Raw genomic sequence first — 24,526 nt, 5'->3', positions numbered from 1 at the left:
CCATTTAATGTTAATTAAAATAATGCATACCATTTTAGTGTGGCCGTTATGACATAAACGGTATTTGTCCATCATATTATTAATGTCTTATATTTTTTGCACCGCAACATTTATTATACATAAGAGGTTTTACTGATGGAAAATATCCCTCCAGAAAAAGAAAACACCATCCATGATTTGCGCTCCGCGCTGGAACTGCTGCAGCGTACGCCAGGTGAATATGTCGAAACCAGCGTCGAAGTCGATCCGCAGGCGGAGTTGTCCGGGGTTTATCGCTATGTGGGCGCGGGCGGCACCTGCGAGCGTCCGACGCGTAAAAACGGCCCGGTAATGATGTTCAATACCATTAAAGGTTTTCCACAGACCCGGGTGGCTATCGGTATCAACGGCTCACGTAAACGCGTCGGCCAATTTCTGAACTGCGCGCCGGAAAAACTGGGCCAGCTGCTGAAAAACTCGGTACAGACGCCAATCGATCCGATTCTGGTCGAGGGGAACGCCATCTGTCAGGAAGTGGTGCACTATGCTGACCAACCTGACTTTGACCTTCGTACGCTGCTTCCCGCGCCGACCAATACCGAAGAGGATGCCGGCCCGTATATTACCATGGGGTTATGTTACGCCTCCGATCCACAAACCGGTGAGTCGGATATTACCATTCACCGCCTGTGTATTCAGAGCCGGGATGAGCTATCCATGTGGCTGACGCCGGGACGCCATATAGACGCGTTCCGCATGAAAGCGGAAGCCGCAGGCAAGCCATTACCGATCTCTATCAGCATCGGCGTTGACCCGGCAATTGAAGTAGCCGCCTGTTTTGAACCGCCTACCACGCCGCTGGGTTTTGATGAACTGAGTATCGCAGGCTCCCTGCGCGGTCATGCGGTGGAAATGGTGAAGTGTAAAACCATCAATGAACGCGCTATCGCCCATGCGGAAATTGTTATTGAAGGTGAACTATTACCCCATGTTCGGGTACGTGAAGATCAGAATACCAACACCGGTAAAGCCATGCCGGAATTCCCGGGCTATACCGGCGAAGCCAAAGCGGCGCTGCCTGTCATCAAGGTTAAAGCCGTCACTCATCGCCGCAATCCAATCTGGCGGACGACAGTGGGTCCCGGCGAAGAGCACGTCAACATGGCCGGTATCCCGACCGAAGCGAGCATTCTGGAAATGGTTGAGCGCGCAATGCCGGGCAAACTGCTGAACGTTTTCGCCCACTCGGCAGGCGGCGGTAAGCTGCTGGCGATCATGCAGTTTAAAAAATCCGCGCCCACTGACGAAGGGCGCCAGCGCCAGGCTGCGCTACTTGCTTTCTCCGCTTTCCCGGAGCTCAAGCATGTGATTCTGGTCGACGAGGATGTGGACATTTTTGACAGCGATGACGTGATGTGGGCAATGCAGACCCGGTATCAGGGGGATGTGGATACTCTCTTTATTCCAGGCGTACGTTGTCATCCGCTCGACCCGTCCCAGGCGGCAGGTTACAGCCCGTCAATTACCCAGGACGGTATGTCATGCAAAACGATTTTCGACTGTACCGTGCCGTTCCATCTGAAAGCGCATTTTGAACGTTCTCATTTTAAAGAAGTGGACGTGAAACGTTTTCTGCCGGATTTCGAATAAAGGAGCAAAGCATGGCCACACAACGCATTATCGTCGGCATCAGCGGCGCGTCGGGTTTTCAGTATGGCGTCAGGGCGCTGGAGTTACTTCAGCGCCGCGGGCTTGAAGTGCATCTTGTCATGTCGAAAGGCGCGGAAAAAACCTGCGAACTGGAAACGGACTATCGGCTTGCGGATGTCACGGCGATGGCGGATGTGGTCCATTCTCCTGGTAATCTGGGCGCCGCGATCTCCAGCGGCTCGTTTAAGACGCTTGGCATGCTGGTAGCTCCTTGTTCCATGCGCTCGCTTGGCTGTATTGCCCACAGTATGACGGACAATCTGCTTACGCGCGCGGCAGATGTGGTCCTCAAGGAGCGCCGCCGACTGGTGCTGATGGCGCGTGAGACGCCGCTCAACCTGAGCCACATACGTAATATGCAGCTGGTGACGGAGATGGGAGGGATCATCTTTCCACCGGTGCCCGCGCTCTATCAACGCCCGCAGACCCCGGATGAGATTATCACTCATAGCGTGGCGCGCGCGCTGGATCTGTTCGGCCTGGATGTCCGCGCCATTCCTCGTTGGGGGGAAGAGGGGCTACCCGCACAGCCGGAGAGCGTCGTTCCTGTCACGCTCTGAGGAAATAATATGTTAATTGGACCCTATGTTAACGGTGGCGCTGTCATCGTGGGCGGCCTGCTCGGCGCCCTTGCCAGCAGTGCTATTTCGGAGAGGGTAAAAACCTCGCTACCGCTTATTTTTGGGCTATGTTCGGTTGGCCTTGGGATCAATCTGATCATTAAAGTGACGTTTATGCCCGCCGTCGTACTGGCGATGATCATCGGCACCGCTATTGGTGAAATCCTTTATGTCGAAAGAGGTATCGGCAAGGTGGCCGGTTCCACCCGTTCAGTTATCAACGCTTTTTTACCGCCGGTGAAGGGATTAACCCAGGAGGCGTTCACCGAGAAGTTTGTGGCGATCCTTGTACTGTTTTGCGCCAGCGGTACGGGTATTTTCGGCGCTATGCATGAAGGCATGACCGGCGACCCGTCGATTCTTTATATCAAGACGGTCCTCGATCTCTTCACCGCCGGGATTTTCGCCACCATGCTTGGGTTTGCGGTGATGACTATCGGTTTGCCGCTGATAGTTATCCAGGTGGCGCTCGCGATGCTGGCCACGATGATCCTGCCGCTGCTCTCGGCGGATATGATGGCGGATTTCTCCTGTGCCGGCGGCCTGTTAATGGTTGCGACCGGTTTACGTATCTGCAATATCAAGATGTTCCCGGTCGCCAACATGCTACCCGCGCTGGTGTTGGTGATGCCATTCTCCTGGCTATGGGCCCATCTCATTGGTTAGCGCCTGCCGTTGCCCGGCGTATGCCGGGCATTGTGCTGCTTGAGGTGAAACAATGACATTACGCTCTGCTTATGAACATGTTGTATTGCTGGACGAGGAACAGAACCCTGTCGGCACGTTACAGAAACGGGTCGCTCATCATGAGCACACCCCGCGGCATCTCGCGTTCTCAACATGGCTATTCAACTCCGACGGCGACTGCCTGCTGACGCGACGTTCGCTTGATAAGAAAGCCTGGCCTGGCGTATGGACCAACTCAGTCTGCGGCCACCCGCAGTGGCAGGAGTCATTCGAGAGCGCAATTCGCCGACGCTGCCGCTATGAAGTTGGGGTAGAGGTGGAGGGGATTACGCTCGTTGACGAGACCTTCGGTTACTGTGCGACCGATCCGTCAGGCATTGTTGAAAATGAATATTGTCCGGTCTATGCCGCCCGGGTCACCACATCGCTTACGCTTCGTCAGAGCGAAGTTATGGATGCTCGTTGGGTGCCGCTTGCGGCACTTAGCGCGGCCGTGGACAACCTCCCTGAACTGTTTAGTCCATGGCTGGTGATGCAACTGTGTGCGCCTGGGAATATTGACCGGTTCAGGCAATATGCTTCGCAGCTGTCCGCTTACTCGCCGGTGCTAACGGCATAAGGAAAAGCCATGGAGATATTCTCTCGCATCAGCGAGTGGCTGAAGGTTCAGCATGTCGTGGCGTACTGCGTTAGCGACGGCGTATCGCTGTGGTGCGCCAACGCTTTCTATGTCTTTGACCCCGGCGCAGTCGCTTTTTACCTTTTAACCAGTCCCGCGTCACGACATGGTCGGATGGCGGGTAAACGGACTCTGGTCGCGGGTACCGTCAGCGACCAGTCGCAGACGGTTATCCACATTCGCGGCCTGCAATTTCGTGGCGAACTTCGCCTGTTGCAAAGTCAGGAGGGCGAGGACGCCCGTAAACGCTATTACCAACGCTTTCCGGCAGCACGCGTCATGTCCGCCCCGGTGTGGGCCATCGACATTGATGAGATGAAATTCACTGATAATAGGCTTGGCTTCGGCAAAAAACTGTCCTGGCGACGCGACGGCGATCCCTCTTCATCAGCAAATTAGAGAGGAGAGCGGATGACAACCTGTACGCACGAAATGGTCTGATCATGAAGTGATTGGGGCGGTGGGCGTCAACGGCGCTCATGGCGCGAATGATACGCTGATAGCAGCAGGCTGCTGTCGAAGCATTAACGAATGAAAAGGAATAAACATGGCGGAATTGCAGAATAAACATTTGCTGATCGTTGGCGGAAGTTCTGGTATCGGCTTTGCGATAGCACAGCGCGCTGGCCTGGAAGGATCCAGACTGACTCTGATGGGGCGTAGCCAACAACGGCTGGATGAGGCGCGCGCTATGCTGAAAGCGCAGAATATAAAGGTGTGTGAAACGCTAGTTTGCGATGCCCACGATCATGATGCATTGCAAGCCTGTTTCGCTAAGCTTGCGCCATTTGATCATCTGGTTTCGATGGTTGGAGACGCCATGGGCGGCGGTTTTCTGGCAGCAAGCATGGAGACTATCGAGCATGTCATTCACTCTAAATTTCTTACCAACGTAGTGATCGGGAAGCTGGCTGCCAAGAAGCTCCGTTCCGGTGGTTCGCTGATCTTTACATCCGGTACCGGTGGCCGGGCGCAGCATGCCTGTGCGAGCTATGTTGGTAATCTCGGTATCCAGGCACTGGTGCAGGGGCTGGCAGCGGAAATCGCGCCTGAGGGGAGGGTTAATGCGGTCGCGCCCACCTGGACCGTTACCCCTTTCTGGCGAGAACAGTCCAGAGAGCAAGTGGATAATACCCGCCAGCATTTCGCCAGCGTTATTCCACTGGGGCGTACGGCTGAAATTGACGAGCTGGCGTCTGCCTATTTGTTCCTGATGAAAAATGATTTTGTGACCGGACAGCAGCTAGCGGTGGATGGCGGGATCATGCTCGGTTAATTTTTCTGGCTAGTGTTAGAACGGGAGCCCTGGCGTTCCCTGAGCAATATCAGCGCATATAGCGTTCAAGTCCGGCGGTGTGACGCTGCCGGAAGCGGTTCTTTCCAGCGACGGCCGACGCGTTACTCAAGGATTAATCTTTGCCGAATAATTTGAAGCCGCCGTGAAAAAATAGCGGTTAGGGGGCCTTAACAGAATGACGCCAAATCAAGGCCTCGCCGGGAAGCATTGCAGATCTTACTGCTTCTCTAATGTCATTTTATTAACCAGAATATCTCCAATATTAAATTGTAGCCAATCCACGAGTTCTTTAATTTTACCCGCAGCCTCTTCGCCAAGTGGCGTGAGGGTATATTCAACGTGGGGCGGGACGGTGTTGAACGATTTTCGCAGCAACATTTTATTTTCTTCAAGCTGTTGTAGCGTTTGGGTCAACATTCGTTCGCTCACGCCTTGCACCTCCCGGCGAAGTTCGCCAAAGCGTTTCGTGCCATTTTTCAGCACTAACATTACAAGCAATCCCCATTTGCCCGTTATTTGGTGCAAAATTTCACGGGAAGGACATTGTGAAAGCAACACATTGCCCAGCATTCTGTCTTCTACAAAAAATTCTTCAGGAATTTTCTCGCGCAACGCAGTTTGATCCAGCCGATCGTGCATTTATAGAACCTATTTAACATAAACACTTACTAAAAGTAAGTTTAGTGAATTTAAGTCTCTCCTACAACCAAAAATGCAAAAAAATTGCCAGATCGGACTGTTGATGATGCTATTTCTCCGCTTCACATAAAACAAACTCACTTTTATTTTATTTAAAAATCAATAAGTTAAAAAATAATGATAACTTAATCACATACTTACATTTTTGTACGTACTTCCTAAAAGTAAGTTTTAACCTATAATGAATCACATCAAGGCCGAACGATTCGGCAACCATGGTCGAAATTCAACATACTTTTCAAAGGAATACATAATGAAAACTATCGCAGTAACAGGTGCAACAGGTCAATTCGGCGCAATCGCTCTGGCAAAACTGCAAGAAAAAGGGGCAAACGCGATCGCCCTGGTACGTAACCCGGCAAAAATTTCAGGGGCGGAAGCGCGGGCATTTGATTATTCAAAAGTTGAAGGTCAAGTAGAGGCCCTGCAGGGTGTGGACACACTACTTTTAGTCTCAAGTAGCGAGGTAGGCCAGCGTGAAGTACAACATAAAAACGTGATCGAATCGGCGAAAAAAGCGGGTGTAAGGCATATTATCTACACCAGTTTGCTCGGTGCAACCAGTGGAAATACCGTTGGCTTATTAGCAGATGAACACATTGCTACCGAGCAAGCCTTAAAAGCATCAGGGTTAACCTATACTATTTTACGTAACGGCTGGTACACCGAAAACTATACCGCTTCTGTGCCAGCGGCATTAGCATTAAATGCATTTTACGGTTCGGCAAAAGATGGAAAAATTGCTTCAGCATTGCGTGCTGATTATGCGGAAGCCGCAGCAAATGTGGCATTCGGCGAAGGGCACGATAACCAAACTTACGAACTGGCAGGTGACAACGCTTATACCCTTACAGAATTAGCAGCAGAAATCAGCAAACAAGCGGGTAAAGAGATCCCTTACGTGGATATTCCCGCTGCAGATTACGAAAGCGCGTTGTTAAATGCAGGTTTGCCAGATGGACTGGCACACTTACTTGCTCAGGCGGATGTTGATGCCTCAAAAGGGGCCTTATTCTCAACCGACAAAACACTTTCTCGTTTGCTCGGTCGCCCAACACAAGATTTAGCCGTAGCGGTAAAAGCAGCGCTTTAATTTTATTTTCAGGCGTGTTCTGCACGCCTTTTTTTATTGTTTGAATGTCACTGGTAATACACGACTCGAAGTCCGTATTTGGGCGCCTCCCTCTGACTTTTCCAAAAAATTTACCGGTTGCCAACAGCTGATTATCCTGATGACCAGCTCCAAATATAAAAAAGGAGGCAACATGGAACAACGATTACAGGTGGTAAAATTGAGAAACAATGCAATGAAAAAGTTAGCGACCTTATTTACCGTTGGGATATTAGCGTTTGGGAGTTTGAATGTTATGGCAAGAGAACAGTCTGCCAATATGGATTCATTGCGTGAAATGATGAGCAAAATGCCTCGGGTGAACACGCAGGGGGTTACTTATAAATGGCTTGATATACCTTATGCGACTCAGTCAAACGCACAAAAGTTAGATATTTACTTACCCAGTGAAGGCAAGGCGCCATATCCGGTTATCATCGCCATTCACGGCGGTGGTTTCATTTTCGGCGATAAAGGCACTAGCGAAGTAGATGCTCCGATGACAGGGCTAAAACGCGGCTACGCCGTCGTGTCAATCAACTATCGCCTGGCTGGCGAGGCGACTTTCCCTGCGGCAGTATACGATGTTAAGGCCGCGGTGCGTTTTATAAAAGCGAATGCGGAAAAATATGGCTTAGATCCTCATCGGGTGGTGGCGTGGGGCGATTCTGCAGGGGCCAATTTAGCCTCAATGCTTGGTACAACGGCAGGCATCCCTGTTCTGGAAGATTTAACCATGGGCAATGCAAAGCAAAGCAGCCGTGTGAATGCCGTAGTCAGTTTCTTTGGCCCGACCGACTTTAGTGCGATGGATGCCCAATTCAAGGAAAGTGGTAAAAAGTCGTTGCAAATTCACAATGCTGCGGATTCGGGCGAGTCACAATATATGGGGATGCAAATCAGTAAAATTCCTCATTTAGTTAGATTTGCTAATCCACAAAGCTATATTTCAAAGGATAGCGTACCATTTTTCCTGATGAACGGTTCGGAAGACCCAATCGTGCCAACCCAACAAAGTGAAAATTTTGCGAAAGCGTTACAAGCCGTGATTGGTGAAGATAAAGTTACCTACGTTCAGCTCCAGGGAGCAGGACACGGTACAGCCGAATTTGAGGCGAAAGAGAATTTGGATCAAGTTTTCCAGTTTCTTGAGAAACATCTGAAGCGTTAACTCTCTTAACGGTTTTAAGCCAGGTACGTGAACACCGCGGCAAAGATTTCTTTTCAGGTGCCCGGCAGCAAAGCATGCTGGCGCCTGAGCTCCTGAAGATAATGGAAACCTGTGATAACTAATTGAAGGAAGGGGATGTATATGACCGAGGCAGGTCTACGTGTGGTGATGCACTCAGTGTCCTCCAGATGCAATTTAACATAATATACATTATGCGCACCAATGATGTGATAGCAAAATTGTAGTATCCGACCAGGACTAAGTTAACCATCAAGGGATTCTGATGACGGCGAGTTTTTCACGTTGGATGAAGTTAACCGACTCAAAACCAGTCAGGATGTTGTCGACCGGCGTTTGACAACACAGACGGCCGCGCAGCGCCTGGGTATCTCCGATCGTCAGTGTCGATGTCGTCTTCTTTCGCGTTATTGTGAATCTGGTCCACTGGGTATGGCTAGCCGTCGTCGCGGAAAACCAAGCAATAATGAGCTGCCTGTTGGTCTTGCCCGATATGCACTCAACCTAATCCGTGAACGTTATACCGACTTTGGATCGACGCTGGTCACGATGTCTATCAGTCGAAAGAAACTGTCCGGTCGCTTATGGTTAAAGCCAGTCTCTGGGTTCCCCGCAAATAACGAGCACCAAAACTTCAGCAACCACGCTATCGACGTGCCTGTTGTGGTGAGCGGATCGCTTTCTCTTGTCTTCGTTTCCTTATCTCCTGTCACTGCTGTCGAATTTATCTAAAACTCCACTGTGCCGTAATGACAAATACTGACGGTATGATAATGCCAACATCCATCCCAAAATAAGACGTAAAATTATACTGAAACCCATGATAGATATAGGGGGAAAAGCCTATTCCTGTCGCTTTCTTAAAATCATGGTATGAACCATGATCGCCGCAATCACTGAAAGCATCAAAGAAAAACTCACCTACATATCCATATATTCCCTTAAAAACCCAGCCGTTATCCCAACCTGCCCAATCCCTTCTTACGCCGGCAGCCAGGCATCTGTCATCAAAGCTGTTTTTCATCGTGCCTAGCACAAAACTATATTTTGAATCATCCGAGAATTTTCGCTCCACGGAGATGAAGTTATTTTCAAAATTCTCAGTATACTGCCCGTGATTGTGCGTTAAATGATAAACATATGAGCCCGTATTTATTGAGTACAGGTTTATTTCATCCGCAGAACAGTACCATGTAACCAAATACAAACTTCCGCACCACCACCATGTGGTATATCGTTTACGGCCATCCGGTTTATATTGCGCATTATCCATACACCCTCACATTGACTAAAATACTGAAAATTATGGCTACATTTCTAATGAGCCACGGATTAGACAATTTTACTGAGCTTTGACAATATGCTAATTTTGCTCCAACGCTGACTCCGAAGCCGATAAAACCGCCGCCGGATGAACGCCATTTCTCTACTACCGCGCTAAATTGCTACCCGCCGACCAATTTCCACCACCTGATCGCCCGGCAAGCGATAGTAATTGGTAATGTGGGTACTGTTTCTTACCATAAACGCAAAACAGTTACGCTGCCACGCGACCATGCCATGCCCCTCGAGCGCAATGATTGTCTCGTGCCCCAGATACCAGGTGATCTCTTCAGGAACAAACGGAACCGCCAGTCCTGGGACGCTATGAAGAAGCTCTGGAATATGCGGTTGCTCCATAAAGCCATAATGCGCAACGCCCTGCAGATAACCCGGTGCCCGCTCGGTAAGCACCAGTCGCCTCCCCGCTTCCACATAAGGGATGTTCTGTACTTCAATGGTCAACGAGATGACTTGCTGTTGCAGAGCGCGATTGCGCGCAACGTGCCAGCGCATGACCGGCGGCACACCATTCTGACTACGCGTTAAAAACACCGCAGTACCCTGTACGCGAGGAACCTTCAGCCGGTTGATTTTATTGAAGAACTCATCGACAGCCATCACTTTCTCATTAATCGCGCGAGACGTGGCCTTCACACCGCGGTTCCAGATAAGCATAACGCCGCAAACGATCGCCGCCAGCATAAGCGGGATATAACCGCCCTCCATCACTTTCACCAGATTGGCAATCAGAAAACTGCTGTCGATCAGCAGAAAACTGACGGCAACCAGAGTGCTGGCAAGCAGATTCCAGCCCCAGATTTGCCGCATAGCCATGAACAGCAGTCCGGAGGTCATCAACATCGTCAACGACACTGCGATCCCATAGGCTGCGGCGAGGTTCTCCGATGACTTAAACGCAATTGCGAGACCCACGGTAACGACCATCAGCAGCCAGTTAATCGTGCCGATATAGATTTGCCCGTAGCTCTCCGCGGTGGTTTGTTTGATATGCAAGCGCGGAAACCAACCCAGCTGAATTGCCTGTCGGGTCATTGAAAACGCCCCGGTAATAATGGCCTGACTGGCAATGATGGTGGCCAGAGTGGCAAGAATAACCAGTGGAATTTGCAGGAACGGTGGACAAAGACGGAAGAAGATATTCTGTGAAATGTCCGCACCAGCAAGAATTATCGCTGACTGGCCTGCATAGTTGAGTAATAACGCCGGAAACGCCAGGCCAAACCAGGCCATCCAGATTGGTTTTTTGCCGAAATGGCCCATATCCGCATAAAGTGCTTCAGCTCCAGTGACACACAGAAAGACACCGCCTAATACCAGGAAGCTGCTGAAACCATTTGAAAGTAAAAAGGAGACACCGTAAGCCGGATTAATCGCCAGCAGCACTGCCGGATACTGGACGATACCCGATATTCCCAGCGCGGCAATTGCCACAAACCACAATGTCATCACCGGACCAAAGATTTTACCTATTTTAGCGGTGCCAAAGGGTTGAATGGCGAATAAGGTAACCAGAATCACTACCGTGGCAGGCAGTATAAAAGAGTGCGCCTCGGGAAAGATAATATTCAGCCCTTCAAGGGCGGAAAGCACGGAAATAGCCGGCGTAATTGCGCCATCTCCGTATATCAGCGCCGCACCAGTCAACGCAGAAAATGTCACCCACTTACTATCTTTACCTTTATGTACCAGCAATGACATCAGGGCCATGATTCCGCCCTCGCCATTATTATCCATACGCATGGCGAAGATGGCATATTTAACTGAAGTAACCAGAATAAGCGTCCAGATGATAAGCGATAATAAACCCAGAATGACGTCGGGAGTGGGACTATCGCCGGATAACAGAAGTATCGTTTTTAACGTATACAGTGGGCTGGTGCCGATATCACCAAAAACCACCCCCAGCGCTCCTCCTGCCAGTATGAGCTTTCCTGATGTCCTGTGGTTCGCTGAGTGATTATTGTCCATGATTCCCCGTCCATCTGCTTGTTTTATTTAATATTCTGATGTTGGGTGAGCTGTAGCGTTAATTTCTCAATACGTTCAGCCATTTGCCGCGTCAGGTCCGTTAATTCGGTATTTTGCTGCAATAAAATCATCAACTGTTCAGATTGCCGCTGTGCGAGCCCCTGTCTCTGGCTTATATCTTCCGCCAGCTCCTCACGGTGCTGTGCATCGGCTAACGCGTGCGCCCCATCGCGCTCTGCCTGTCGGGTTTGCGCCAGCAGGATCAGCGGCGCCGCGTAGGCTGCCTGTAAACTGAATGCCAGATTAAGCAAAATAAAGGGATAAGGGTCAAACCGGGTCCATCCGATAATATTGATAAGGATCCAGACAACGACAATGACCGTCTGTGCCACCAAAAACGTCGGTGTACCAAAAAAACGGGCGAATGCTTCAGCTTTCAGGGCAAACCACTCATCACCAAACGTATGCGAGTAGCGGGATAATGGTCGATGAAAGCGGAAAATATCCTTCTTATTCATAGGACACCCATAAGATAAGTTGCATTCCTGAAAGAGAAAAGCGGTTGTTCTGTATTAAGAATATAGCTAAAGGTACCCGGATTGGCTGGCTATCCTTATGAAAGGAAGCCGGTATGTTCAGGAAAACAGCGACATCGGGCGATCGAGACGGAACGACAGCGCGCAGGGCGAACGGAGCCTCATTGGCCCTAACACCGGACCGGATGGAAGAGCGTGGTCGGCGAGCGAATGTTGACAACACCGGCGCGGGACGCGTCCGGCAGATAATAAAACGGGTTCAGGACAGGGATCGCAAAGCCGCAAGTGACTTCCCTGCCCTTCACCACGGGTGAGCGGGAAGGACTTATTTCCCGAACAGCAGCCGGGTATATTTTGTCGAAATTGCCCCGCTGTGTTTACCCTCTGCGCCGTAATATCGGTCTTCACGGCACAGCTTCTCCTTAATGTCGCAGAACGTGCCGTCGGCAAAGGTAAACGAACTCGGGTCAAATTTACCCTGTGAACTCAGTCGTTTCACCGCTTCTTTGCCCAGATATTTCTCAGTCATGGCGTGAGAAACGCCGTCTGTCGCCGTGGCGCAGATGTACTTATCACACAGGACCTGTGCTTCCGGCGAGTAAAGGGAAACCGGTTGTTTCGCACAGACGGGGATTGCTGCCGTCGCCAGCAGCAATGTCAATAAGCATGGTTTTATGTTGATATGCACTGAATAATCCCGTTCAATAATCTATGTGTGTTTCGGATAATCCGTATTGCTCACGCTGAGCGATGTCAGACTATTTGAATATATTGTCGATGTCTACCGCAGATAATTCTGCAAGTCGGCAAACTGGCGGCTTATCTGATATAGCCCTGCTCACGCATTTTCACTAAACCTTCATCGTTCAGGCAGACCATACCCGTCGTGAGTAATTCAAATCCGTGACGCTGATAAAATCCGGTTTTATCCGGCACCGAATAAATAAAAATTTTCCCGTAGGATAACAGCACATCACATATTGCCTGCATTAACTGACGGCCATAGCCTTGCCCCTGATAGCGCGGATCTACGGCCACATCAGCCAGATAGCTACACCAGGTGAGATCGCTTATCGCTCTGGCTACCGCAACCAGCTGGCCATTGTGAAAACCAAACCAGCAGAACGTACTGTGGCGAAAGGCCTGTTCAAGCAACGATATATCGCGTTGCCCCAGCCCGGAAGCCGCGATAAGTTCAGCTAATGCCCGCCAGTCAACCGAGTTAAGCCCCTCTTTACCTTGCAGCGTCATCATGGTGGTGCCCTTTAAAACCGCAGATATTAGCGATCGTTTATAGCAGGGAACGGTTGAAATTTATATGTGTGATAAATATTCATTCGCAGGTCAGCAGACGATGAACTTTCTGGCGCGTATTCTGTCTTCTGCCGCGGATACCGAGTCCGGACCTCCCTTCCCTGCGTTTTTTTCATGCTAACGATATTGTTCTGATTCGATAGCCTCGCGGACCTGAAGCAGCGCCGTACGTAAATGGGTGATATTCACCGAACCAAGCGCAACCCGGATAGCCTGTGGTACCGCCAGTGATGTAGAGAATGGCTCAGCCGTTGAAACGGAAATATTGTTATTCATCAGACGGTTGGCTACCCGGTCGGCCCTGGACTCATCCGGCAGAGGGAGCCAGGCAAAATAGGACCCCGGATGGGTGATACAAGCCATATCCCCGAGCGCTTCTCTCAACATGGATTGCCGCTGGCGCGCGTCCCGTCGCTTCAGCATTTCAAAACGGGCGACGGTCCCATCCTGTATCCAGTTACATACCAGGGTCGTCATAATAGACGGCGTATTCCAGCTCGTTGCGCGGACCGCTCGTTCCAGTGCCCCTCGGTAAGCGTCAGGGCAGATAACGGCGCCGACTCTCAGTCCGGTGGCGACATTTTTGGAAAATCCGTTGATGTAGAGAGTACGTTCTGGTGCAAAAACGGCGACCGGCGGAGGCGGACGATTAGCCAGATAGGCATAAGCGGCATCTTCAATGATCACAAGATCATGAGCGCGGGCAATGTCGGCCAGTGTTTTACGTTGCCGTTGGCTCAGCACCCAGCCCAGCGGATTATGTAACGTCGGCATGGTATACACGGCGCGCACATCTCTTTTTTGGCAAAGTTGCTGCAAGGCGGCGAAGTCCGGACCGTCGGACAGAGAAGGTATCGCGATAAGTTCGAGATGGTATAGCGCGGCCAGGGCTTTAAAGCCGGGATAGGTCAGCGCATCAACGGCCACCACATCGCCGGGTCTGAGCAGGCCCATCACCGCGATAGCCAGTCCATGCTGGGCGCCGTTGACGATAATCACATTCTCCGCTGAAGGTTGAAAGCGGTTCCCGGCAAGATGCCCGGCAATGATCTCGCGTTCGCTAAGCCTGCCGGCATGAGGCTGATAGCGTAAATGTGATTCAATATCACCGGCGGCGGCAACCCGTCGCAGAGCGTCACGTAGGGCATCGCCCTGCCCAGCTAAGGTCGGATAGTTAAAATTCAAATCAAGGACATCGCTGGCCACAGCATGCTGATCGACGCCGTGGCCTGGCGGCAGCGCAATCTCTCTGACGAACGTCCCACGCCCGGTCTCCCCGCTGACCAGCCCCATCGCTTCCAGCTCTGCATAGACCCGCGTCGCCGTTGCCAGAGAAATATGCTCCTTTGCCGCAAGATCGCGATGAGTTGGCAAACGCGTCCCCGACGTGATGTCACCGCGGCGAATCAACGCCGCAAACCGATCGACGATGGCTTTATAACGGGCTTTCATCCAATGTATCCATGACAATAATTTGATTGTATCAGATTTGTGAGATTACCATCGGCGCACCCGATGCTCAAGATGATGAGTGTCCCCGCAACGTGAGGTCATAGTGGTAAATTCTACAGCATATAAAGCCGCACCAGGTTCAGTTTCCGGCTGGCTAAATGGTCTGCTCGGCGTCGTGATATTCAGCGGATCTTTACCCGCCACACGGGTCGCCGTGCTCGATATGGACCCGTTTTTTCTGACCTTCCTGCGGGCAACTATTGCCGGGGCGTTAGCGATGATACTCATTTTTGGCTTTCGGGAAAAACGCCCGCAGGCGGGCCAGCTGTTACCGCTGGTCGTGGTATCACTCGGTGTGATCGTCGGTTTCCCTTTACTGACCGCAATGGCGTTGCAGCACGTGACGTCGGCGCATTCCATCGTCTTTTTAGGGTTGCTGCCGCTCGCCACGGCGATTTTCGGCGTAATTAGAGGCGGCGAGCGGCCAAAACCCATTTTCTGGATCTTCTCTCTGCTGGGGAGTCTGCTGGTCATGGGATTTGCGTTATCCCAGAGCGCCGCCGTTTCACTGACCGGGGATCTGCTGATGCTGGCCGCCGTGATTGTCTGCGGTCTGGGGTACGCGGAAGGGGCGAAACTGACTCGCGTGCTGGGCGGCTGGCAGGTCATCAGCTGGGCGCTGATTATTTCCCTGCCCTTTATGCTGATGGCATCCATTCTGACTCTGCCGGCCTCTTTAAGCCAGATCTCTGCTTCCGCCTGGCTGGCGCTAGGCTATGTTTCACTCTTCAGCATGCTGATCGGCTTTATCTTCTGGTACAAAGGGCTAGCTATTGGGGGGATTGCCGCCGTCGGTCAACTACAGCTGTTACAGCCGTTCCTCGGGCTGACGCTATCGGCTACGCTCCTGCATGAAACCGTCAGCCCGCTGATGATGCTGATCACGCTGGGCGTTATATTATGCGTGATCGGCTCGCGAAAATTTGCCATGTAACATGCTATTCCTGGCCCTGGTATCGACTTGATTCAATGGGGTACAGGGCTATGGCGTTTGCTTTCTGCCACGACGCCCTCCATCATCGCCTCAGCTCTGGCAGCCTGACGCGATGGTGGTCCGGGCTGGATCAAGCCCCCGCACGCGACTACTCTGAATAGTTGGTCCCTGGCTCAGATAACCCAGGCTTATCCCCGCTGAACAAAAGGCGCCCCAATGAGTGAAGTCAATATTATTGCCACCCTTACGCCCTTTCCTGAATTTATCGATACTATCCGCCACGCTGCCAGGGCTATGGTTGCCCCGACCCGCAAGGAAGCGGGCTGCCTGCAATACGACCTGCATGAAAGTCATGCCATTCCCGATGTCCGCGATCTCAGTCAGCGGGGTAACGTGTCGTTTGTCTTTATCGAACGTTGGAAATCTGAGGACGATCTGAGAGAACACGTGGCGATGCCTTACCATGATGACTTTCTCGAGATTTTAGCTGGCAAGCTGGCAAGCCTGAACGTGCAGCGGTTAAGCAAACTGCCGTGATTTGGCTGGCAGCAAAAAATGAGACGGGCGCTGATTGAGTCACCGCACCGTCATGGCGTAGAGGCCAGAAGACCTCTATCCAAGATGGGGGTCTTGATGCCGGGATGATAAATAATCGCCGGTGGCCAGTCGGTAGCCCATCGGCAAAGAGAGATTACCAGGCCTCTGGTTCCCGCAGCATATGGACAATATTGCAGGGATTCATGATCCATCCCCCTTTAAACCCTTCCGGTAAGGGCTCAACCGCGTCGCAGCGTACGACGCCATGTTGTTCAACATGTTTTTCCGCAGCGTGAAAATCGGGTGTGAACAGTTCCAGCCAGACTTCCGCCTGACTGAGGCCCGGCGCTTCATCGATCCACAGTCGGTTTGGGCCAAGGATGAAGCCGGTGGCTGGCGCTTTATCCGTAATCTCCGGAAGCCTGAGCGTTTGCCGGTAGAAATCCAGCGTCTGCTGATACTGGTGCGGGGGAACCTTCATCGCAATATCAATTCCCCCCTTAATTTCAGTATTCATAAAGCTGACCTCATTTCGCGGGATGAACATTGCCCGGCGATGCGCGCTTGTTGCCTGCGCCGGGAAGTGGAATGAGTATAGCTGACCGGCGGCGCCTGACTTTCCGCCGCTAATCGCCTTTTACCACTCGCCGACGATGGCAATCCTGCGGCGCCAGCGGTTTGCCATCAGCAGAGCGCACCTCCAGTGGCATAACCGCCCGGTTCGACGCCTTATCCAGCAGTACCGAATGCACCTCTCCGCGTTCAAACATGTAGCGCTCCCCCCACTGCCGCATGGCCACCACGATGGGAAATGCGGCGCGACCACGCTCGGTCAGCACGTACTCTTTATAAGCGCTGCCGTCAGATGCCGGACAGATCTCGAACACGCCCAGATTAACCAACTGCTTCAGGCGCGAGGCGAGGATGTTTTTTGCCAGACCGAGATTCTTTTGAAATTCACTGAAGCGTCGGACATCGTCAAAGGCCTCACGAATGATCATCATGCACCAGCGTTCGCCGATTGCCTCCAGAGTCCTGGCGACCGGACATTCACCGTCGGTGAGTGATTTCTGCTTCGCCATTCGGCATCTCCTTCTTTCACTGGGCGAATTGCACTGCCGCCAGAATAAGCGCAAACGAAACTAGTTGCAAAAAAAAACCTTTATGATTAATTATGAATAATCTGGTTTTAAAAAGAAACCACCATTCACGCGGGAAAACATCATGAAGACGAAGCCATGCCTGAAAGAAGAGACGGCGTTAACGGACTACGCAGCCGAGTCCGATCGGGAGGAACAGCGGTTAACGCCGTGGCTCACCTTCCTGTTTTCACTGACGGCGGCGCTGGCCGTTGCCAATGTCTATTTTGCCCAGCCTTTGCTTGAATCGATGGCAACAAGTCTCAGCGTACAGCCCGGAACGGTAGGATTGGTGGTAACCATGACGCAGATCGGCTATGCGGTCGGTCTGCTGTTTATTGTGCCGCTCGGCGACCTTGTGAACCGCAAATATCTGGTTATCACCCAGCTGTTGCTACTGGCGACCGCGCTGACGGTCGCGGGTTTGTCACAACGCTGGTTCATGTTCCTCGGCGCCATGGCGCTTGTCGGGATCATGGCGGTCGTTGTGCAGATCGTGGTGGCCTGTACCGCCGCGCTGGCCGCCCCTGCCGAGCGCGGTAAAGCGGTAGGCAGGGTCACCAGCGGCGTAGTGCTGGGGATTCTTCTCGCCCGCTTAACCTCAGGGGTGATTGCCGATCTTGCCGGATGGCGCGCGGTATATCTGGGCGCAGCCAGCCTGATGCTGTTGCTGGCCGCGGTGCTTTCTCAGACGATGCCGGCCGCCAGGAAAGTGCCCATGTCAGGAAGCTATCTGGCGCTGATGGCATCGGTTTTCCACCTGCTGATGACGGAACCGACGCTACGGGTCAGAGGCATCTTTGCGCTGCTGATTTTTGCCGCCTTCAGCGTCTTGTGGACGGCTCTGGTTTTACCTCTCAGCGCTCAGGGACTTTCGCATACGCAGATCGGGTTGTTTGGCCTGGCGGGCATCGCCGGCGCCCTGGCCGCGTCAAAGGCCGGACACTGGGCCGATCGCGGGGCAGCACAGCGCGTTACCGGCATCTCTTTGGCATTACTGCTCTTTGCCTGGGCCCCGATCGCCAGGGCCGAAACCTCCCTGCCGCTGCTGGTCATCGGAGTCATCATTCTGGATTTCGCCGTACAGGCAGTCCATGTCACTAACCAGAGCCTGATATTTGCCGCACGGCCCGACGCGCAAAGTCGGTTAGTCGGAGCGTACATGGGCTTTTACTCTGTCGGCAGCGCGCTGGGGGCCGTGGTGGCGACACAATGTTATGCGCTTTGGGGCTGGAACGCAGTGTGTCTGGCTGGTGCCGGCATCAGCGCGGCGGCGCTGATTTTCTGGCTGGGGTTACGGAAAAGATCGCCTGTCCGTTAGATGTAACGGGGTGGCGACGGTGCGACCATCATCTTCCCGCGCCCCGCCTGATATACCGTGATACCGGGTGAACGGGTGAACGGGTGGTACTATTATCGGCTATGTAGCCAACATCTATCTGCCAGGCAAACGTCGCCGTCACCTCCGCATCCGGGTCGCGCTTTCTGAACTGACTATTTGAATTTAACCCTGCCGTTACGCAAACTGAAGGCTGTCAACTAACAGGAACTGAAGCGATGAACAATCAACAACAAGACCGCCAACAACTCAACGACCTGGTGAATGGCTGGATGCATCGCGACCTCGGTGAATGGGCCGCGCTACGTCAGCTGTTTCACCCTGATGGCACGATCGAAATCACGTGGTTTGAAGGGCTGGCGCGCGATTTTGTCGACGGTTCCATGCGGATGGGAGCATCGGACCTACGCACCAAACACCTTATCGGCACACCCGTGATCACCTTTAACGCCAGCTGCAACAAAGCCATCCTTGAGACCAACGCCATGATCATCGCTGAAAACGTCAAACTCAATCTGGGCTGTGAATGCCATAACCGGTTTTACGATCGGGCAGAAAAAAGAGACGGAGTGTGGAGGCTGTTTCACCGGCAGAGCATTTACGATATGGGTACCTTTACCTTCCCGCTCGGTCCGGTTGAGATTGACCCGTCGGTAGCGCAGGCTTACCCCCGTGAATACGCTGCTTTGGCCTATCTCCTGGAACAGAGCGGTTTTCCGCTGGGACGGATTTTTGCTACCCGCGGCAGCGAACTGGAAGTGAAGATGAAAGCCGAAGCGAAAAGCTGGCTGTTGGCCTAAGCACATTATCAACAATCCGGGTTCGATTTTTAACACAAATCCGTGATATGTATAAAAAAGTATTTTTTATAGCCTCATTAATGTCTCGGCTTATCACCCTGGCGAGACCCCGCCCTTGGTCCGGGCGGACGCGCGATGGCACGTAAACCAGATGCGGTAGGCCCTCTACTTCAGCAATACAAAGGATCTCAAGATGATGACGCAAAGGGAACGACTCGCCAGTGGCTACCTGTATACCGATATGGATGAGGGGATGCCGGAAGAGCGGCTGCGGGGAAAAATGCTGGCGTATGAATTTAACCATACGTCCCCCGCAGAACCCGAGAAACGCGTGGCGTTGATCCGCCAGATGATGGGCCGCGTCGGGAATAACGTATGGATTGAGCCACCGCTGCACGTGGCCTACGGCAGCCAAATCAGTATCGGCGATAACTTCTACGCAAATTTTAATCTGGTGGTAGTCGACGATGGCAAAGTGATTATCGGCAATAATGTCATGATTGCCCCTAACGTCACCATCTCGACCACCGGACACCCGATTGACCCCGCGGTTCGCATCACCGGTCAGCAGTTTTCACAGACCGTCACGCTGGAAGACAATGTGTGGATCGGTAGCGGCGCAATCATTAATCCTGGCGTGACCATTGGCCGTAACAGCGTGATAGGCGCCGGTAGCGTGGTAACAAAAGATATTCCCGCCAACGTCGTCGCCGCCGGCGTTCCCTGCCGGGTGCACAGACCGATCGGCGAACAAGATCGCCGGAACGCGCTGGCAGGTTTGCCGGTGATGGATGCGGAGTAAAACCGCAGGCAGTCGTTGAGGATTCATAACAGGAGTGAAGATGTCGGTTAACACGATGAGAGACGCCCACGAAATTCTGGAGTTCTGGTTTCATCAAACCCCGCCTGAACGCTGGTTCCGCTCGGACGAGGGCTTTGATGAACAGATTCGTCACCGCTTTTCTGCGGTTCATCAGGCAGCCTTGCGCGGTGAGCTGGCCGAGTGGCGGGAGAGCCTCTCCGGCCGGCTGGCGGAAATCATCGTGCTCGATCAGTTTTCACGCAATCTGTTTCGCAATAGCCCATTTTCATTCGCGGCTGACGGTATGGCGCTGGTCCTGGCACAGGAACTGGTCAAACAACCTGACTTTGACCAGCTTCCTGTTGAAAGACGCGATTTTGCCCTGCTGCCATTTATGCATTCGGAATCGCCAATCATTCATGATACTACGCTCACGCTCTATCAGCGCTACGCGAGCACACGTTCACTCAGAGCAGAAACCGAGCACAAGCGGGTGATCGACCAGTTTGGCCGCTATCCGTATCGCAATCAGGCGCTCGGCAGGAGCTCGACGCCGGAAGAGCTTTGCTGGCTTCAAAAGCAACGGTAGTCGTCACCGCGCTCAGCTCAATTCAGGCAAACGGCTTGAGGCTCTGACCACCAGTTCCGGCATCTGACCGCGGCTGCCAGCGACGTTTTGCCCGGCCAACACGGCAAACAGTAGCGTAATCGCCTGCCTGGCGACCTCATCGAGATGCATGTTCACCGATGTCAGCGGCGGCTGGGATTCTCGGGCACGAATACCGTCGTATCGGGTGGCTAAGCGCATTCGTTGGGGGATCGCGGTGGCGGTTTCATGAAAGGCGCGAACCGCCCCGCTGGCAAAGGTGTCGACCAGTACCAGAAGGCCATCCACATCGGGATTATCCTGCACCAGCCGACGCGCGGCCTGATAGCCAGCGGTTTCCCCCTCCTCTTCATTGAGGTAATAGATGACCGGCGCCTGCCGTCCTTCGCACCAGAGCTGGTAAGCGGCTTCCGTTTCCAGCGTTGAGGCCCGACGCGTTGTACCGACAAAAAGCGCGCACCGGTCGGCGCCTTGCGTCTGCAGGTGCGTCAGCAGCAGCGTGGCCGTGGCGGCAGAATGGAGATCCACCCATGGAACCGGAGTTGGCGTTCCCGGCGTGCGGCCAATGGTAATACAGGGGATCCCTGCCTGCTCAAGCGCGCGCAGCTGCGGATCGTTTTCCGCGGGTTCCAGCAGAATCGCGGCATCAAAGGTCACCATATCCAGCGGGTTCTTTCCCGGCGGCACCAGGATCAGCGCATGCTGCTTCTCCAGCGCCATAATCGCTGCGGTAAGCGCAATTTCCATCATAAAACCCAGCTTCGACGCCCCGGACGCAATGGTCAGCGGCAGAGAAGAGAGAAGTGCAATGGTGTTTGTTTTTCCGGTTCGTAGCTGGCGCGCGCGAATATTCGGGGTGTAGTTGAGCGCCTGAATCGCCTCTTCGATTCGCTGTCGCGTCTCAGGTTCAACAAAACGGGTGTTATGCAACGCATTGGAGACGGTACCCGGCGACACGCCAGCGTGACGGGCAACATCGATCAGTTTTGCGCGTTTCTTATCGTGAACAGACATAGACCTGGCGTTCCCTGTGTTTTTACGCTCAGGGTAGCACATTTCCCTCGTATGATTTTCCGCACTATGACATAACAAAATCATATTAAAAAAGTGGCTATCACCCGTAGCTCTGAAACGGTCGTTCCTATCTAATGTTGCTTCATTAAAACGTTTTAATGAACAATTTTGACGGCAAATCGTTCCTCAGGAGGCTACGTGGCACACTTATCTCAGGATCCGGCTTTTACCCTCGGGCGTCGTCCGAGCGGATTGACCCTCGCCAACAGGGAGAAAAGCTTTGGCGGCTATACCCTCTTTGCCCCACAGACTGCCGAAGGTCGGGTCTATCTGATTGATGAACAAGGAGAGGTGGCGCACCAGTGGCAGCTCCCGGTTCGCGCCGGACGTGATGCGGTGCTGTTACCTAACGGCAACCTCGGCTATAACGGCAGCCATCGCACCTCGGCGAATCTCTATCCGGCCTGGGACCTGTGGCACGGCGGCGATTTCTATGAAGTCACGCCGGATAACGAAGTGGTCTGGCATTACGAGGATATTTTCCATCATCACGATGCGCAGTGGCTGGCGAACGGTCATCTCCTGTACACCGCCGCCGCCCCGCTGCCGGCGGAAATAGCCGCCCGGGTTACCGGCGGCGACCCGCGCCGCGATGCGCCGGATGGCATCATTCAAAGCGATGTCGTCAAAGAGGTTAACCGCGACGGCGAAGTGGTATGGGAATGGCGCGCCTGGGAGCATCTGTCGCCGGAGGATTATCCGGTACATAAGATCTTCGATCGCCGTCACTGGCCGATGATCAACGGCCTCTCGGTTACCCGTGAGGGGCTGGTGCTGATGAGCCTGCGCACAACATCCGGCGTCATTGCCGTAGAGAAAGAGAGTGGCAACGTTGTCTGGCACGCGGGAGCGGATATTGTCGCCCAACAGCACACGCCGGTCGAGATGGCCAATGGCACCATTCTGGTGTTTGATAACGGCAATCTTCGTCAGGGGGTAACCTCTCCGCACTCAACGGTGCTGGAATTCGATCCACACACCATGGCTATCACCTGGCAATATCGCGATATTTTCCCCCCTGCTTTTTTCTCGCCCTATATGGGAAGCGCTCAGCGCCTGGCGAACGGCAACACCTTTATTTGCGAATCGGCATTTGGCCGTCTGTTTGAAGTGACGCCGCAGGGCGAGACGGTATGGGAATACATCATTCCCTACTTCAATACCTACCCGGAACACCTCAGCAAGGGCATTATCCCCGGTCTGCAGAACAGCGCTTTCCGCGCGCACCGCTATGCTGCCGATGCGCTGCCGTGGTTGAAATAATTCGCCGCCGTCGGCCTGTGTCGACGGCTCTCTTTTGACCTCTTTGGGAGGCATTTATCTATGCCGCGTTCTGACTCGGATATTCCGGATAACGAAGCCCTGCCCTGGCAAACTCTGCTGTTGCTGGCGTTTCAGCATGTTCTGGTGGTGGTCGCCACGCCAATCACCGCCGTTTTCCTCATCGCCCAGGCGCTGCACTTCAGCGATACCGTCACCACGTCGCTACTGAGCGCGACCTTTTTGCTGTGCGGGCTGGGAGCCATCGTACAAAGCCTCGGTATCGGGAGCGTCGGCGCGCGGCTGCCTTTCATCATGGTGCCCGGCGGCGCGCCGATTGCAATTTTTATCGCGATTGCCCTACAAACGTCGATACAGACGGCGATTGGCGCAGTAATCTTAACGTCGCTGTTTTACTTTATCGCCCTGCCCGTTTTCCGCCGTTTTCTGCACCATTTCCCGCCGTTTATCATCGGGATCATGCTGCTGATGGTCTCGATTAACCTGATTCGTTTGTACGGCGGACTGATTATCGGGCCACCGGGCAGCGGCCATTTTGCCCAGCCAACCCACATTCTTCTGGCGCTGACGACCATCCTGATTACGCTTATCTTCGCGCTGGCGTTTACCGGGATCCTGCGTCAGCTGTCGGTGATGTTTGGTTTACTGGCCGGTACTCTGCTGGGGGTGGCCCTGGGCAGCGCCGATTTCAGCGAGGTCAGTCACGGGCCGCTGTTCAGCCTGCCACAGCTGTTTCCGTTCGGCTGGCCGGTTTTTAATCTTACGGCTTCGCTACCGTTATTAATTTACGCCGTCATCTCAATGGCGGAAGCGGCCGGGCAAACGATCGCCACCGCGGAGATCGTCAACTCGCCGCAAAACGTGCACAAAGCGATTCCCCGGACGATTCGCGGCGACGCCATTATTTCGCTGCTGGGAGGACTGTTCGGCACCTCCCTGATTATTACCTCCGGCGAAAATATTGGCGTCGTGCGCACGACCAACGTCAGATCCCGTTATGTCACGGCGACGGCGGGAGCGCTGCTGATCCTGATTGCGCTGCTTTCCCCACTGGTTCGCCTTGCCACCTGCCTGCCAGGCCCGGTGGTCTGCGGTACGGCGGTGATCGTTTTCAGCATCATCGGCGTCATCGGCATCGGTATGATTGCCCGCGAACCGCTGCATACGCCGGGGAAAACCTATGCCTTAGCTGCCGGTCTGGCGATGGGGATGTTGCCGATACTTGTACCCGGGCTGTATCAGAATTTCCCGTCAGGAATACAGATGGTACTGGGCAACGGTATGGCGGCCGGCACCCTGACTGCCATCATCGTCAATTCGCTGTTTATGCTGAGCGAAAAACGGGCGGCCGTCAGACTTAAGCATTAG

The 24,526-nt window shown here is 53.2% G+C and carries 26 protein-coding genes and 1 pseudogene; 17 read left to right on the top strand and 10 right to left on the bottom strand.

Annotated elements, in window-relative coordinates; all coding sequences use genetic code 11:
* The first annotated feature begins 135 nt into the window (after positions 1-135).
* The 6 genes from GRPL_RS08690 (at position 136) to GRPL_RS08715 (ending at position 4,951) form a co-directional block, all read left to right on the top strand.
* Positions 136-1,629 (top strand): UbiD family decarboxylase, encoded by a 1,494-nt coding sequence (locus GRPL_RS08690; RefSeq protein ID WP_032687712.1) that lies wholly within the window; start codon positions 136-138, stop codon positions 1,627-1,629.
* 11 nt (positions 1,630-1,640) lie between these two features.
* Complete coding sequence (locus GRPL_RS08695; protein WP_032699844.1) at positions 1,641-2,249, top strand: UbiX family flavin prenyltransferase; 609 nt, start codon at positions 1,641-1,643, stop codon at positions 2,247-2,249.
* Between the two features lie 9 nt (positions 2,250-2,258).
* Positions 2,259-2,975 (top strand): DUF554 domain-containing protein, encoded by a 717-nt coding sequence (locus tag GRPL_RS08700; RefSeq protein WP_032699843.1) that lies wholly within the window; start codon positions 2,259-2,261, stop codon positions 2,973-2,975.
* 52 nt (positions 2,976-3,027) lie between these two features.
* Complete coding sequence (idi, locus tag GRPL_RS08705; protein ID WP_032699841.1) at positions 3,028-3,615, top strand: isopentenyl-diphosphate Delta-isomerase; 588 nt, start codon at positions 3,028-3,030, stop codon at positions 3,613-3,615.
* A gap of 9 nt (positions 3,616-3,624) precedes the next feature.
* On the top strand, positions 3,625-4,074 hold the full coding sequence (locus tag GRPL_RS08710; RefSeq protein WP_032699839.1) for a YhbP family protein: 450 nt from the start codon (positions 3,625-3,627) through the stop codon (positions 4,072-4,074).
* Between the two features lie 148 nt (positions 4,075-4,222).
* Positions 4,223-4,951: an SDR family NAD(P)-dependent oxidoreductase gene (locus GRPL_RS08715; protein WP_032699837.1), complete on the top strand. Its 729-nt coding sequence runs from the start codon at positions 4,223-4,225 to the stop codon at positions 4,949-4,951.
* 237 nt (positions 4,952-5,188) lie between these two features.
* On the opposite strand, the gene GRPL_RS08720 is transcribed toward GRPL_RS08715, so the two are convergent.
* Positions 5,189-5,542, bottom strand: coding sequence for a winged helix-turn-helix transcriptional regulator (locus tag GRPL_RS08720; protein ID WP_032696367.1), 354 nt, complete (start codon positions 5,540-5,542; stop codon positions 5,189-5,191).
* A gap of 382 nt (positions 5,543-5,924) precedes the next feature.
* Here GRPL_RS08720 and GRPL_RS08725 point away from each other — a divergent pair, with 382 nt between their 5' ends.
* The 3 genes and pseudogenes from GRPL_RS08725 to GRPL_RS27000 all read left to right on the top strand — a co-directional run.
* The gene (locus GRPL_RS08725; RefSeq protein WP_032699836.1) at positions 5,925-6,764 is read left to right on the top strand and encodes an SDR family oxidoreductase; all 840 of its coding nucleotides are present in this window, start codon (positions 5,925-5,927) and stop codon (positions 6,762-6,764) included.
* Between the two features lie 172 nt (positions 6,765-6,936).
* The gene (locus GRPL_RS08730; protein WP_204312143.1) at positions 6,937-7,953 is read left to right on the top strand and encodes an alpha/beta hydrolase; all 1,017 of its coding nucleotides are present in this window, start codon (positions 6,937-6,939) and stop codon (positions 7,951-7,953) included.
* A 303-nt stretch (positions 7,954-8,256) separates the two neighbouring features.
* Positions 8,257-8,588, top strand: a pseudogene (locus tag GRPL_RS27000) (ISNCY family transposase); the annotation flags it as partial.
* Between the two features lie 107 nt (positions 8,589-8,695).
* Here the strand turns inward: GRPL_RS27000 and GRPL_RS08735 are convergent.
* The 6 genes from GRPL_RS08735 to GRPL_RS08760 all read right to left on the bottom strand — a co-directional run bounded on the left by GRPL_RS08735 (position 8,696) and on the right by GRPL_RS08760 (position 14,585).
* Positions 8,696-9,244, bottom strand: coding sequence for a DUF4451 domain-containing protein (locus tag GRPL_RS08735; RefSeq protein WP_223306625.1), 549 nt, complete (start codon positions 9,242-9,244; stop codon positions 8,696-8,698).
* 164 nt (positions 9,245-9,408) lie between these two features.
* Positions 9,409-11,283, bottom strand: coding sequence for a potassium transporter Kup (locus tag GRPL_RS08740; RefSeq protein WP_032699834.1), 1,875 nt, complete (start codon positions 11,281-11,283; stop codon positions 9,409-9,411).
* A gap of 23 nt (positions 11,284-11,306) precedes the next feature.
* Positions 11,307-11,801 (bottom strand): DUF1003 domain-containing protein, encoded by a 495-nt coding sequence (locus GRPL_RS08745; protein ID WP_032687680.1) that lies wholly within the window; start codon positions 11,799-11,801, stop codon positions 11,307-11,309.
* 343 nt (positions 11,802-12,144) lie between these two features.
* Positions 12,145-12,507 carry a YcgJ family protein gene (locus GRPL_RS08750; protein WP_071999985.1) on the bottom strand — a complete coding sequence of 121 codons (363 nt, stop codon included), beginning with the start codon at positions 12,505-12,507 and terminating at the stop codon, positions 12,145-12,147.
* Between the two features lie 131 nt (positions 12,508-12,638).
* The gene (locus GRPL_RS08755; RefSeq protein ID WP_032699831.1) at positions 12,639-13,073 is read right to left on the bottom strand and encodes a GNAT family N-acetyltransferase; all 435 of its coding nucleotides are present in this window, start codon (positions 13,071-13,073) and stop codon (positions 12,639-12,641) included.
* Between the two features lie 177 nt (positions 13,074-13,250).
* Positions 13,251-14,585 carry an aminotransferase-like domain-containing protein gene (locus GRPL_RS08760; RefSeq protein ID WP_032699830.1) on the bottom strand — a complete coding sequence of 445 codons (1,335 nt, stop codon included), beginning with the start codon at positions 14,583-14,585 and terminating at the stop codon, positions 13,251-13,253.
* 103 nt (positions 14,586-14,688) lie between these two features.
* On the opposite strand from GRPL_RS08760, the gene GRPL_RS08765 reads away from it, so the two are divergent.
* On the top strand, positions 14,689-15,579 hold the full coding sequence (locus tag GRPL_RS08765) for a DMT family transporter (protein WP_032699829.1): 891 nt from the start codon (positions 14,689-14,691) through the stop codon (positions 15,577-15,579).
* 216 nt (positions 15,580-15,795) lie between these two features.
* Positions 15,796-16,116, top strand: coding sequence for a putative quinol monooxygenase (locus tag GRPL_RS08770; RefSeq protein WP_032699828.1), 321 nt, complete (start codon positions 15,796-15,798; stop codon positions 16,114-16,116).
* 154 nt (positions 16,117-16,270) lie between these two features.
* Here the strand turns inward: GRPL_RS08770 and GRPL_RS08775 are convergent, their stop codons facing one another.
* Positions 16,271-16,633, bottom strand: coding sequence for a glyoxalase/bleomycin resistance/dioxygenase family protein (locus tag GRPL_RS08775; protein WP_032687708.1), 363 nt, complete (start codon positions 16,631-16,633; stop codon positions 16,271-16,273).
* 109 nt (positions 16,634-16,742) lie between these two features.
* Positions 16,743-17,198, bottom strand: a complete 456-nt coding sequence (locus GRPL_RS08780) for a winged helix-turn-helix transcriptional regulator (RefSeq protein ID WP_032699826.1) — start codon at positions 17,196-17,198, stop codon at positions 16,743-16,745.
* Between the two features lie 142 nt (positions 17,199-17,340).
* On the opposite strand from GRPL_RS08780, the gene GRPL_RS08785 reads away from it, so the two are divergent.
* From GRPL_RS08785 to GRPL_RS08800, 4 genes are all read left to right on the top strand, one after another.
* Entirely contained in the window at positions 17,341-18,576 is a 1,236-nt protein-coding gene (locus GRPL_RS08785; RefSeq protein ID WP_032699825.1) for an MFS transporter, read from the top strand.
* A 236-nt stretch (positions 18,577-18,812) separates the two neighbouring features.
* The gene (locus tag GRPL_RS08790; RefSeq protein WP_032699824.1) at positions 18,813-19,394 is read left to right on the top strand and encodes a nuclear transport factor 2 family protein; all 582 of its coding nucleotides are present in this window, start codon (positions 18,813-18,815) and stop codon (positions 19,392-19,394) included.
* Positions 19,395-19,587: 193 nt separating this feature from the next.
* Complete coding sequence (locus GRPL_RS08795; protein ID WP_172619946.1) at positions 19,588-20,196, top strand: maltose acetyltransferase domain-containing protein; 609 nt, start codon at positions 19,588-19,590, stop codon at positions 20,194-20,196.
* Between the two features lie 40 nt (positions 20,197-20,236).
* Positions 20,237-20,785: a DUF924 family protein gene (locus GRPL_RS08800; RefSeq protein ID WP_080718633.1), complete on the top strand. Its 549-nt coding sequence runs from the start codon at positions 20,237-20,239 to the stop codon at positions 20,783-20,785.
* A 12-nt stretch (positions 20,786-20,797) separates the two neighbouring features.
* On the opposite strand, the gene GRPL_RS08805 is transcribed toward GRPL_RS08800, so the two are convergent.
* Positions 20,798-21,817, bottom strand: a complete 1,020-nt coding sequence (locus tag GRPL_RS08805) for a LacI family DNA-binding transcriptional regulator (protein ID WP_032699823.1) — start codon at positions 21,815-21,817, stop codon at positions 20,798-20,800.
* A gap of 198 nt (positions 21,818-22,015) precedes the next feature.
* Here GRPL_RS08805 and GRPL_RS08810 point away from each other — a divergent pair, with 198 nt between their 5' ends.
* The gene (locus GRPL_RS08810; protein ID WP_032699822.1) at positions 22,016-23,140 is read left to right on the top strand and encodes an aryl-sulfate sulfotransferase; all 1,125 of its coding nucleotides are present in this window, start codon (positions 22,016-22,018) and stop codon (positions 23,138-23,140) included.
* A 60-nt stretch (positions 23,141-23,200) separates the two neighbouring features.
* Positions 23,201-24,526, top strand: a complete 1,326-nt coding sequence (locus GRPL_RS08815; RefSeq protein ID WP_032699821.1) for a uracil-xanthine permease family protein — start codon at positions 23,201-23,203, stop codon at positions 24,524-24,526.

This window comes from Klebsiella planticola ATCC 33531, assembly GCF_000735435.1.
Taxonomy (GTDB): domain Bacteria; phylum Pseudomonadota; class Gammaproteobacteria; order Enterobacterales; family Enterobacteriaceae; genus Klebsiella; species Klebsiella planticola.
Note: the sequence above shows the minus strand (reverse complement) of the source record. Positions and strands in the feature narration are given on the sequence as shown.